This window comes from Streptomyces sp. KM273126 (assembly GCF_004337435.2).
Classification (GTDB): domain Bacteria; phylum Actinomycetota; class Actinomycetes; order Streptomycetales; family Streptomycetaceae; genus Streptomyces; species Streptomyces acidicola.
In genome coordinates this window covers 4,561,445-4,573,491 of record NZ_SJXB02000001.1, presented here as the reverse complement: position 1 = coordinate 4,573,491, position 12,047 = coordinate 4,561,445, and the positions used below count along the sequence as shown (strand labels likewise).

Here is a 12,047-nt window from a genome sequence, read left to right as displayed (position 1 = left end):
AAGGGACGCGGCCGTCGGTCCGGCCACCTCCGTTCCGGCCGACCTACCGCGTTGGTCGGCCGGCGGACCGAGGTCACGAAGGTCCGGCGCATGCTCTCGGTGTCGCGCCTGGTCACGTTGACCGCCGTCGGCGGCGTGGGCAAGACCCGGCTGGCGCTGCGGGTGGCGGGCACGGCCGCCCGGCAGTTCCCGGACGGGGTCCATGTCGTGGAACTGGCGAGACGGTGACCCGTCGGCGCTCACCCGGACTCGCCATCACCTGGGTATCGTCGCCTCGTTCCGCGGTGAACTCACCGAGGCCGCAAGGCTGTTCGACGAGGCGTGCCCGCACTCCTTGAGTACCGCCTTCTCCATTGCCGCCGACGGCCCCGGGTCACCGCCGCCGCACCCGGCCACCCCCAGAACGGCCAGTCCGACCAGCCCGACCACTGACGGCCAGTCCGACCAGCCCGACCACTGCAGACCTGCAATGGAGCACGCCCACTCCCTTCGACGATCAGCGTTGCCCCGAATTTTCACGGCACAGAGACGCGCGGCACACGGGAGAACTACTCAAACGCGACCGTTCGTCCAACGGGGCGCAGAGCGGGCCGCGGGGCGGGGCGCACGCCCGGCACGCACAGAGCGCATCCCGTATGCGCCCTCTGTGCGCCCCCGATCGGCCTCCGGAAGCCACCGGGACCCAAGTCAGGTTAGGCTCACCTCTGTGAGTACGTGCACGACCGCGTCGCGGCACCTCGACGAGCCCCTCGCGGGGACCTCGACCACCGCGAGGACCTGGCTGCTGCTGGAACAGCCCGGCCCCTGGGGTGCCCATGCCCTCACTGCGAGCCACCTGGACCCGGCCGTCGGCCGCGCCCTCGAAGCCGCGGCGGAAGACACCGGTGTGCGCGTCGCGCTCATCCGCCGCCCCGGCCGCCACGCGGACTGCCACGATGCCCGCGAACGCCATGTGTACGCGGCTCACACCGTTCCCGGAAACATATGGCTGCACAGCACCACAACCACCGATTTGGAGCAGTTGCTCGACCTCGACTTCCCCGCTCTCGGCATGGGGGACCCTCACACCTTCGACACCGTCCTGCGAGGGCGCCCCCACACAGGCGACCCGCTGGCCCTCGTCTGCACCAACGGCAAGCGCGACCGCTGCTGCGCCCTCCTCGGTCGGCCACTCGCCGCCGAACTGGCCTCCTCCGGAGTGCAGGGTGTCTGGGAGGTCACCCACCTGGGCGGTCACCGCTTCTCACCCACGCTGCTGGTCCTGCCGTCCGGATACGCATACGGCCGCGCCCAGGCCCACCACGTCAAGAGCGTCCTCCAAGCAGCGCGGGAAGGCCGCGTCGTCACCGAGGGATGCCGCGGAAGCTCCGCCTGGGAGCGCCCCGGGCAGGCGGCCGAACTGGCCGTGCGCACGGCGACGGGCGAGGACATGGCGGGCATCCTCACCGTCGTCACCACGAGGGGCGCGGCTCCGCGCTGGGAGGTGACGGTCGCCCACGCCGACGGCCGCCAGTGGCAGGTGACCGTCGCCCAGAGCGCCTCGCTGCCGCCCCGCCCGGAGAGCTGCGGCTCGCCCCTGGGCTCCCCCGCCCGGATGGACGTGGTGTCCGTCCAGGAGCTGTCGGCCACGCCACTGGCGAGCTGAACCGGCGTCGAGCCGGGTCGGGGCACCCACCCGCTCCTTCCGCACCCTGCCAGGAGATCCACACCACTCCCCTTCGGCCCGGCTCACCCCGCCACGTACCTTCATGGGTATGAGCTCCACTCCCCCCGCCCGTCGCCTGCGGCTGGGTCTGCCGCGGCGGGCGTTCTCACAGGTGCTGCTGATGCAGGTGGCGATCGCCGCCGGCGTCGCCGTGCTCGTGACCGGGCTGTTCCTGGCGCCGCTCAGCCAGCAGCTGGACGACCAGGCGATGCGCCGCGCCCTCGCGATCGCGCAGACCACCGCGGCCCAGCCGCAGCTCGCCGACGACCTGGCGTCGACCACGCCGTCCGTCCACGGCCCCGTGCAGGCGGAGGCCGAGCGGATCCGCAAGGCCAGCGGAGCCGAGTACGTCGTCGTGATGAACATGGACGGTATCCGCTGGTCCCACCCGGACCCGAAGCAGATCGGCAGCGTCGTCTCGACGGATCCGCGGCCGGCCCTGGCCGGTCGGGAGATCATGCAGATCGACGACGGCACGCTGGGCCGCTCGGCCCGCGGAAAGGTGCCGCTGCGCGATGCCGGCGGGAAGATCGTCGGCGCGGTCTCGGTCGGCATCGAGTACAACAGCGTGCGGTCCCGTCTGATCCACGCCATTCCGGAGCTCCTCGCCTACGCCGGCGCCGCCCTCGCCATCGGATCGCTGGTCGCGTACGTGATCTCCCGGAGGGTGCAGCGGCAGACCCGGGACCTGGCCTTCTCGGACATCTCGTCGCTGCTCGCGGAGCGCGAGGCGATGCTGCACGGCATCCGGGAGGGCGTCGTCGCCCTGGACCGGGGCGGCCGCGTCCGCCTGCTCAACGACGAGGCCCAGCGCCTGCTCGGCATCGGTGAGGAGGCCATCGGCCACTCCCTCGACGAGGCGCTCGGTGAGGGCCGTACGACCGATGTCCTGGCCGGCCGTGTGACCGGCACCGACCTGCTCACCGTCCGGGGTCGGCGCGTCCTGGTCGCCAACCGGATGCCCACCGACGACGGAGGCGCCGTCGCCACTCTGCGCGACCGCACCGAGCTGGAGCAGCTCGGCCGCGAACTCGACTCCACACGCGGCCTGATCGACGCCCTGCGCGCGCAGGACCACGAGCACGCCAACCGTATGCACACCCTGCTGGGGCTGCTCGAACTGGAGATGTACGACGACGCCGTGGAGTTCGCCGGTGAGGTGGTCGGCGACCACAGGGCGACCGCCGAGCAGGTCACGGAGAAGATCCACGATCCACTGCTCGCCGCGGTGCTCGTCGGCAAGGCCGCCGTCGCTGCCGAGCGTGGCGTGGCCCTGTCGCTCGCGGACCGGACCCTGCTGCCGGACCGGCTGATCGACCCCAGGGGGCTGGTCACCGTTGTCGGGAACCTGGTCGACAACGCCCTCGATGCCGTGGCCGGCACTCCACACGCGCGCGTGGAGGTCGAACTGCGTGCTGAGGGGCGCGCGGCGGTCCTCAGGGTGCGCGACACCGGACCGGGCGTTCCGTTGGAACACCGGGAGCTGGTCTTCGCGGACGGATGGTCCACCAAGAAGCCGCCCGCGCACGGCAAGCGCGGCATCGGGCTCTCCCTGGTGCGCCGGCTCGCCGAACGGCAGGGCGGCAGCGCCCGCGTCACGGAGGCGGACGGCGGGGGCGCGGAGTTCGTCGTCGTCCTCCCGGAGGCCCTGACAGAACCGGGACTGGCGGCTCAGACGCCCGCGCGCCCGCTTCTGCCGCCCGGCAGTCGGACCGGCTCGGGCGACCCGCTAACGTCGGGCCGCACGAGGGAACGGGATGCGATGCAGGAGCCCGAGGCCGCCGCAGCCACCAAGGAGGAGTCGTGATGATCGAGGTCCTGGTCGTGGACGACGACATCCGGGTAGCGAAGGTCAACGCCGCGTACGTGGAGAAGGTGCCGGGCTTCCAGGTCGCGGGTGTGGCGCACAGCGCGGTGGAGGCGTTGCGACAGCTGGAGACGCTGCCCCGCGTGGACCTCGTCCTCATGGACCACTATCTGCCGGACCGGACGGGCCTGGAGGTCGTCCAGGAAATGCGGCGGCGCGGCCTCCAGGCCGATGTGATCATGGTGACGGCGGCCCGCGACGTGTCCACCGTCCAGGCGGCGATGCGGCAGGGGGCCCTGCAGTACCTGGTCAAGCCGTTCGCGTTCGGGGGCCTGCGTACCAAGCTGGAGGCGTACGCGGAGCTCCGCCGCACCCTCGACGGCGGCGGCGAGGCCGAACAGGCCGAGGTGGACCGGATCTTCGGCGCCCTCTCCGCGAGCGGGGAGCCCGACCTCCCCAAGGGGCACTCCGCCACGACCACGGAACTCGTACGCCGCGCCCTGATGTCCGCCGACGGCCCGCTGTCGGCCCAGGAGATCGCCGAACGGACCGGTCTGAGCCGCCAGACCGCCCAGCGTTACCTGAAGCTCCTGGAGCGTACGGGACGGGCCACGCTGACCCTCAAGTACGGCGAGGCGGGCCGCCCGGAGCACCGTTACGTATGGGCGACCCGCGCCTGAGGGCGCGCCGGCGGGGCGCCGCCCCGGGCGCAAGGCGGCTTCGTGCGCTCAGACCGCCCCGGCTCCCGTCAGCGACCGCACCTCGGTCTCCGCGTGCTTGGCCGCGTCCGGTTCCTGGGCCGAGACGACCGTGCCGAGCCAGCCCGCGAGGAAGCCCAGCGGGATGGAGACGAGGCCCGGGTTCTCCAGGGGGAAGTACTGGAAGTCGACGCCGGGGAAGAGCGCCCCGGGGCTCCCCGACACCACCGGTGAGAGCAGCACGAGCACCAGGGCGGGTACCAGTCCCCCGTACACCGCCCACACCGCACCGCGCGTCGTGAATCCGCGCCAGAACAGCGAGTAGAGCAGCGCGGGCAGATTGGCCGAGGCGGCGACCGCGAAGGCGAGACCCACGAGAAAGGCGACGTTCAGGTCCCGGGCGAGCAGCCCCAGCCCGATCGCGACCACTCCCGTGCCGACCGCGGCGGCCCGCGCGACGGCCACCTCGCTGCGTGGCTTCCCCCGCGGCCGCCGCAGCGACGCGTACAGGTCGTGCGCCACGGATGCCGACGAGGCGAGCGTGATCCCGGCGACCACCGCGAGGATGGTGGCGAAGGCGACGGCGGCGACGATCGCGAACAGAACCGCTCCGCCCGTGGAACCCGGCCCGCCGCCCAGATCGAGCGCCAGCAACGGAACCGCCGTGTTCCCGGCAGCGTTCGATCGCCGTACGGCATCGGGGCCGACGATCGCCGCCGCACCGAAGCCCAGCACGATCGTCATCAGGTAGAAGCCGCCGATGAGCCCGATCGACCACACCACCGAGCGCCGCGCGGCCCGTGCGGTGGGCACCGTGTAGAAGCGCGACAGGATGTGCGGCAGCCCGGCCGTGCCCAGCACCAGGGCGAGCCCCAGACTGATGAAGTCCAGGCGTGCGCTCCAGTCCCCGCCGTACCTCAGTCCCGGCGCGAGGAACGCGTCCCCGTGCCCGCTGCGCTCGGCCGCCGTGCGCAGCAAGTGATCGAAGTCACCGTGGAACCGCACGAGTACGAGCACGGTCAGCGCGATCGCCCCACCCATCAGCAGGACCGCCTTGACGATCTGGATCCAGGTGGTGGCCCGCATCCCGCCCAAGGACACATAGACCACCATGAGGGCGCCGACCCCGATGACCGTCCAGACCCGGGTCGCCTCACTCGTCCCGCCCAGCAGCAGCGCGACCAGGATGCCCGCCCCCACCATCTGCGCCACCAGATACAGAACGGACACGGTCACCGAGGCGGTTCCCACCGCGATCCGCACCGGCCGCTCGCTCATCCGGGCCGCGACCACGTCGGCGAGCGTGAACCGCCCGCAGTTGCGTACCAGTTCGGCCACCAGGAACAGCACCACGAGCCAGGCCACCAGGAAACCCACCGAGTACAGCAGCCCGTCGTACCCGAAGAGCGCGATGAGCCCGGAGATCCCCAGGAACGAGGCCGCCGACATGTAGTCGCCCGCGATGGCAAAACCATTCTCCATCGGGGAGAACAGCCGCCCGCCGGCATAGAACTCCTCCGCGGAACCACGCCGGTTGCGGCTCACCCATGTCGTGATGCCCAGGGTGACCGCGACGAACGCGCTGAACAGCAGTACCGCCAACGTCTGTTGGTTGCCGGTCACCGCTCGCCCCCTCTGGCGCCGCGCGCCAGCTCCTGCGTGTCCCACCGCAGTTCGAGCGCGGCCCGGTCCCGGCGCAGCCTCGCATGCCGCATGTACGCCCACGTGAACAGGAACGTGGTCAGGAACTGCCCGAGCCCCGCCAGCATCGCCACGTTCACGGCGCCCGTCACCGGCCGCGCCATCAGCCCGGGTGCGGCCGTCGCGGTCACGACATAGCTGACGTACCAGGTGAAGAACACGGCGACCCCGGGGACCACGAACCTTCGGTACCGGCTGCGCACCTCCTGGAAGGCCGCGCTGCGCTGCACCTCCAGATAGATGTCGGCCGCGCTCCCGGCCCTGTCCCCGTCATCCCGGCCGGGGGACGGCGTGACGAAGGCGGGGGCTCCCGTACCGTCCAACTCGCCCCAGCCGGAGGCCGGCGCGTCGTACCAGGGGTCGTCGAACCTCGTCTGCCCCGCCGCCCCCACGGCGGCGGAGGCCTGGCCCGGCTGTCCTTCGTGGTACTCGACCGGGCTCTCGGCCCCACCCCCGTGTCGGCAAAGCCGACCATTCCTTGACTGCATGCCCAAGGATGGACAGAACGGCAGGATCCCTGACTCTTCTTCCCCCGCTCTTCACCCCATCAGGTGACTCGCCCCGCAGGCCACCGAGCACACCCCGGTGCGGCGCTACGCGTCGATGCGTGACCGGTCCAGAGTCGCCGCCGAACTGGAGATGAACTCCTTGCGCGGTGCCACGTCGTTGCCCATCAGGAGGTCGAAGACCTGCTCGGCGGCCTCCAGGTCGGAGAGGTTGATCCGGCGCAGGGTGCGGTGACGCGGGTCCATCGTGGTCTCGGCCAGCTGGTCGGCGTCCATCTCGCCGAGGCCCTTGTAGCGCTGGATCGAGTCCTTGTAGCGGATGCCCTTGCTCTGGAACTCCATCAGCTTGTCCCGCAGTTCGCGGTCCGAGTACGTGTACACGTACTTGTCCTGGCCCCTCTTGGGCTGGATCAGCTCGATGCGGTGCAGCGGCGGCACCGCGGCGAACACCCGGCCCGCCTCGACCATGGGCCGCATGTAGCGGTGGAACAGCGTCAGGAGCAGGGTCCGGATGTGGGAGCCGTCCACGTCGGCGTCGGTCATCATGATGATCTTGCCGTAGCGCGCCGTGTCGATGTCGAAGGTGCGGCCGGATCCGGCCCCTATGACCTGGATGATCGCACCGCACTCGGCGTTCTTGAGCATGTCCGTCACGGACGACTTCTGGACGTTGAGGATCTTGCCGCGGATCGGCAGCAGCGCCTGGAACTCGGAGTTCCGGGCGAGCTTGGCGGTGCCCAGCGCGGAGTCGCCCTCGACGATGAACAGCTCGCTGCGCTCCACGTCGTCGCTGCGGCAGTCGGCGAGCTTGGCGGGCAGCGAGGAGGACTCCAGGGCGGTCTTCCGGCGCTGCGCGTCCTTGTGCTGGCGCGCCGCGATACGCGTTCGGGCGGCGGCGACCACCTTCTCCATGACCACGCGGGCCTGGGCGGCCGCGTCGCGCTTGGTGGAGGTCAGGAACCCCTTGAGCTCCTTGGAGATCACGTTGTTCACGATCCGGCGGGCCGCCGAGGTGCCGAGGACCTCCTTGGTCTGGCCCTCGAACTGCGGCTCCGCGAGACGGACGGTGACGACCGCGGTGAGGCCCTCCAGGGCGTCGTCCTTGACGACGTCGTCCTCGGCCACGCGCAGCAGCTTCTTGGCGCGCAGCACCTCGTTCATCGTCTCTTTGACGGCCTGCTCGAAGCCGGCCACGTGGGTGCCGCCCTTGGGGGTGGCGATGATGTTGACGAACGACCTGAGGGTCGCGTCGTAACCGGTCCCCCAGCGCAGCGCGACATCGACGCCGAGTTCGCGGGTGACCTCGGTGGGTGTCATCTGGCCGTGGTCGTCGAGGACCGGGACCGTCTCCTTGAAGGTGCCCTGTCCGGAGAAACGGAGGACGTCGCAGACCGGCTTGTCGGTGGCCAGGTACTCGCAGAACTCGCTGATGCCGCCGTCGAAGCGGAAGGATTCCTCGCCCTTGCTGCCGCCCTCGCCCAGGCCGTACTCGTCGCGCACGACGATGGTCAGGCCGGGCACCAGGAACGCGGTCTGGCGGGCGCGCTGGTGCAGCGTCTCCAGGGAGAGCTTGGCGTCCTTGAGGAAGATCTGGCGGTCGGCCCAGTACCGCACGCGCGTGCCGGTACGGGTCTTGGGGATCTTCTTGGCCTTGCGCAGGCCCCCCTTCGCCTCGAACTCGGCGTCCGGCCCGGTCGCCGCGAAGCCGCCGGGCACGCCGCGCCGGAAGCTGATGCCGTGGGTGTGGCCGCCGCGGTCGACCTCGACGTCCAGTCGCGCCGAGAGCGCGTTCACCACGGAGGCGCCCACGCCGTGCAGACCGCCCGAGGCCGCGTACGAGCCGCCGCCGAACTTGCCTCCGGCGTGCAGCTTGGTCATGACGACCTCGACTCCGGAGAGGCCGGTCTTGGGCTCCACGTCCACGGGGATGCCGCGGCCGTTGTCCCGCACCTCCACGGAGGCGTCGTCGTGGAGGATCACGTCGATGTGGTCGCAGTAGCCCCCGAGGGCCTCGTCCACCGAGTTGTCGATGATCTCCCACAGGCAGTGCATCAGACCGCGGCTGTCGGTCGACCCGATGTACATGCCCGGGCGCTTGCGTACGGCTTCAAGTCCTTCGAGGACGAGCAGGTGCCGCGCGGTGTAGTTGGAACCATCCAGGTCTGCTCCGGTCAGCAGCGCTGTGGACGGCACGGACGTCTCGGCGGTCACGCGGTTCGCTCCTCGCTGAATTTCAGATGGGGTCCTTTGGGGTAAGGACGCGGCTTCGGTAGCCGTTCAGAGGGTACCGAGGCCTGGTAGAGCCGATGTAACGCCACCCTCGTCTGAACTCAGACTAGTCCAGACTCGTACGAGCGTTCGATCCCTCGATGGAGTGAAGTACATATCACGTTCCCTTTGAGGCATGAACCATTTAGGCTCCGGGCACGTCCTCATGAACAACCGGCAACCCAGCCGGGAGGACAGGACAACCGACAGACAAGCGCGAAATCCGTACGACACGAAGACACGCACTACGGCTCATTCGCCGCCAACCGGCAGCAGACAGCCTGCCCGGAAAGTTTTTTTTCGAGGAGAAGCCGCGAGCGGGAACGTTTTCGGCCTGGTTGGATGTTGACCCTGGTACGACAGCTCGTCGAGCTAGAGAAGAGGCGACGTGACTACTGTTCTGACCCCCGCGAGCCCACTGACGGCCGCCGACCGATGCGACCGTTGCGGCGCACAGGCCTACGTGCGCGTCGTTCTGCTGAGCGGTGGCGAACTGCTCTTCTGCGCTCACCACGGTCGCAAGTTCGAGCCGGAGCTCAAGAAGATCGCCGCTGAGATACAGGACGAGACGGAGCGGCTGACGACCGTTCCGGCAAGCGCCGGCGAAGAGGAACGCTGACACCTCGCATTCACGACGAGCCAGCGCCGGCGGCAAGCCGGTGACAAGGGCGGCCAACCCCCCGCGCCGGGGGTGGCCGCCCCTACTGTGAGTGTGGGGCAGTCACCCTCAGCGCCCCCAGCCCAGTGTCCGGAGGATCTCCGAGACCCGGGTGTAGACCCCCGGATTCCCCCGCAGACCGCACCCGGTCCCCCACGACACCAGACCGATCAGCTTTCCCTGGGCGACCAGCGGACCGCCGCTGTCGCCCTGGCAGGCGTCGCGTCCGCCCGCGAGCTCCCCGGCACACACCATGGAGCCGGCCGCGTACGTTCCGTCCCTGCTCCCTGAGTACGCCCCCTCGCAAGCCGCGTCGGGCAGCACCTTCACGCGTGCGGCGCGCAGACTGCGGGCGTAGTCTCCGGCGCCTGTGGTGTCCCCCCAGCCGTAGACCACGGCACCCGTGTCCGGCCGGTATGCAGGGTCTCCTGCCGCCGCCATCCGGATGACCGCGCTCTCGGGGAGCGGCGAGGCGAGGGAGAGTACGGCGAAGTCCCCGGCGTTCGTATTGCTGTCATAGTTCGGGTTGACCCAAGCGGCTCGTACGGGGATCTCCTTGCCCTCGGCCGAGAGAAGATCCCCACGGCCCTCGATCACCTTCAGGTCACGCACTTTTTCCGGCGGCGCCCCCAGCACCGCCCCGCTCAGACAGTGGGCCGCGGTCAGCACAGTCGAGCGGCCCACCGCCACACCGCCGCAGAACTGCCCTGCGCGCGTACCCCCGAACCGGTCACGGCTGGACAGAGCCACCGTCCAGGGGCTCTCGGAGATCTCGACCGGATAGCCGCCTATGACGACGTCGGCTGCCGCCGGAGTTGCGGGTGATGCCAGGGGTATCGCGCCCACTGCGGCGGCGAGGGCCGATACTCGGGCAACGGATCGTCGCATGCGAACTCCTCACTCTGGGACATTCACTGCACACCCAGGGTGATTCAACGGGCGGCTGCCCGCATGCGCGCACAAGCCGAAGGCCCGGCCTCCGCAACGGAAGCTGGGCCTTCGCAGGCGTACGAGCGAGGCTTTAGTCCAGGTAGTCGCGCAGCACCTGCGAGCGCGACGGGTGACGCAGCTTCGACATCGTCTTGGACTCGATCTGGCGGATGCGCTCGCGCGTGACGCCGTACACCTTGCCGATCTCGTCGAGGGTCTTCGGCTGACCGTCGGTGAGGCCGAAGCGCATGGAGACGACGCCGGCCTCGCGCTCGGACAGGGTGTCGAGGACGGAGTGCAGCTGCTCCTGCAGGAGTGTGAAGCTGACCGCGTCGGCCGGGACGACGGCCTCGGAGTCCTCGATGAGGTCACCGAACTCGCTGTCGCCGTCCTCACCCAGCGGGGTGTGCAGCGAGATCGGCTCGCGGCCGTACTTCTGGACCTCGATGACCTTCTCCGGGGTCATGTCGAGCTCCTTGGCCAGCTCCTCCGGGGTGGGCTCGCGGCCCAGGTCCTGGAGCATCTGGCGCTGCACACGCGCGAGCTTGTTGATGACCTCGACCATGTGCACCGGGATACGGATGGTGCGGGCCTGGTCGGCCATGGCGCGGGTGATCGCCTGACGGATCCACCAGGTGGCGTACGTGGAGAACTTGTAGCCCTTGGTGTAGTCGAACTTCTCGACCGCGCGGATCAGACCGAGGTTGCCCTCCTGGATGAGGTCCAGGAAGAGCATGCCGCGGCCGGTGTAACGCTTGGCCAGGGAGACCACCAGGCGGAGGTTGGCCTCCAGGAGGTGGTTCTTGGCGCGGCGGCCGTCCTCGGCGATGATCTCCAGCTCGCGCTTGAGCTTGGGGGCGAGCTTGTCGGCGTTGGCCAGCTTGTCCTCGGCGAACAGACCGGCCTCGATGCGCTTGGCGAGCTCGACCTCCTGCTCGGCGTTGAGCAGCGGGACCTTGCCGATCTGCTTGAGGTAGTCCTTGACCGGGTCGGCGGTGGCACCGGCGGCCGCGACCTGCTGCGCGGGCGCGTCGTCCTCGTCCTCGTCGGAGAGGACGAAGCCGGCATTCTCGGTGCCCTCGGGCTCGTCGCCGGCCTTGCCGGGTGCCGGGGTCTCCTCAAGCGCCTCGTCGTCGAGAAGCTCGGCGTCGTCCTTCTTGGCGGTGGTCTTCTTGGCCACCGTCTTCTTGACGGCGGTCTTCTTGGCGACAGCTTTCTTGGCGGTCGCCTTCTTGGCGGCGGCCTTCTTCGCGGGCGCGGCGCCCTCGGTGGGATCGTCGGCGGCCGACACGGCCGGAACGGCGGGGGCAGTGGCCTTCTTCGTGGTCACCGTCTTCGCCGCCACGGTCTTGGTGGCGGTGCGCTTGGCGGGACTCTTCGCTGCGACGCTCTTTCGGGTGCGCTTGGGCTCTGCGGCACTGACCATCAGCGTCACACCCTCTTCCTCAAGGATCTGGTTGAGGCTGCGCAGTACGTTCTTCCACTGAGTGGCCGGAATCTGGTCAGCTTCGAAGGCTCGACGCACGTCGTCGCCGGCGATCTGCCCCTCAGCCTTTCCCCGCTCAATGAGCGCCATGACAGAGACGGACTCGGCGATCTCCGGCGGGAGCGTACGGGATGTGCTGGCCGACACGAACAACCTCTCGGAACGTTGGAAAACGGCTTCCGGCCCCGTCCACTACGGACAGGAGCCGACGACCGCCGACTTGGGGATGGGCCGACGGCGCAGGCGGGGGCCGGGAGGTTGCACAGCGCCGTGAGCGGCGTCCGTATT

General features: G+C 69.9%; 10 protein-coding genes. 5 read left to right on the top strand and 5 right to left on the bottom strand.

Annotated features, from left to right (window positions below; all coding sequences use genetic code 11):
• Positions 1-90 precede the first annotated feature (90 nt).
• From E0500_RS19595 to E0500_RS19580, 4 genes are all read left to right on the top strand, one after another.
• Entirely contained in the window at positions 91-228 is a 138-nt protein-coding gene (locus tag E0500_RS19595) for a hypothetical protein (RefSeq protein ID WP_181587285.1), read from the top strand.
• A gap of 478 nt (positions 229-706) precedes the next feature.
• Positions 707-1,645, top strand: a complete 939-nt coding sequence (locus E0500_RS19590) for a sucrase ferredoxin (protein ID WP_131564902.1) — start codon at positions 707-709, stop codon at positions 1,643-1,645.
• 109 nt (positions 1,646-1,754) lie between these two features.
• Positions 1,755-3,512, top strand: coding sequence for a sensor histidine kinase (locus tag E0500_RS19585; protein WP_131564904.1), 1,758 nt, complete (start codon positions 1,755-1,757; stop codon positions 3,510-3,512).
• Complete coding sequence (locus E0500_RS19580; protein ID WP_131564925.1) at positions 3,512-4,192, top strand: response regulator; 681 nt, start codon at positions 3,512-3,514, stop codon at positions 4,190-4,192. The genes E0500_RS19585 and E0500_RS19580 overlap by 1 nt, the downstream gene beginning before the upstream one ends.
• A gap of 48 nt (positions 4,193-4,240) precedes the next feature.
• Here E0500_RS19580 and E0500_RS19575 read toward each other — a convergent pair whose 3' ends face one another.
• From E0500_RS19575 to E0500_RS19565, 3 genes are all read right to left on the bottom strand, one after another.
• Positions 4,241-5,833: a cation acetate symporter gene (locus tag E0500_RS19575; RefSeq protein WP_131564906.1), complete on the bottom strand. Its 1,593-nt coding sequence runs from the start codon at positions 5,831-5,833 to the stop codon at positions 4,241-4,243.
• On the bottom strand, positions 5,830-6,399 hold the full coding sequence (locus E0500_RS19570) for a DUF485 domain-containing protein (protein ID WP_131564908.1): 570 nt from the start codon (positions 6,397-6,399) through the stop codon (positions 5,830-5,832). Before E0500_RS19570 ends, E0500_RS19575 begins: the two co-directional genes overlap by 4 nt.
• 105 nt (positions 6,400-6,504) lie before the next feature.
• Entirely contained in the window at positions 6,505-8,628 is a 2,124-nt protein-coding gene (locus E0500_RS19565; RefSeq protein ID WP_131564910.1) for a type IIA DNA topoisomerase subunit B, read from the bottom strand.
• A 445-nt stretch (positions 8,629-9,073) separates the two neighbouring features.
• On the opposite strand from E0500_RS19565, the gene E0500_RS19560 reads away from it, so the two are divergent.
• Complete coding sequence (locus E0500_RS19560; RefSeq protein ID WP_131564913.1) at positions 9,074-9,304, top strand: hypothetical protein; 231 nt, start codon at positions 9,074-9,076, stop codon at positions 9,302-9,304.
• A 108-nt stretch (positions 9,305-9,412) separates the two neighbouring features.
• Here E0500_RS19560 and E0500_RS19555 read toward each other — a convergent pair whose 3' ends face one another.
• Together E0500_RS19555 and E0500_RS43915 are read right to left on the bottom strand one after the other, a co-directional pair.
• Positions 9,413-10,231: a trypsin-like serine protease gene (locus tag E0500_RS19555; protein ID WP_131564915.1), complete on the bottom strand. Its 819-nt coding sequence runs from the start codon at positions 10,229-10,231 to the stop codon at positions 9,413-9,415.
• Between the two features lie 133 nt (positions 10,232-10,364).
• On the bottom strand, positions 10,365-11,906 hold the full coding sequence (locus tag E0500_RS43915) for an RNA polymerase sigma factor (RefSeq protein ID WP_131564917.1): 1,542 nt from the start codon (positions 11,904-11,906) through the stop codon (positions 10,365-10,367).
• Positions 11,907-12,047: the final 141 nt, after the last annotated feature.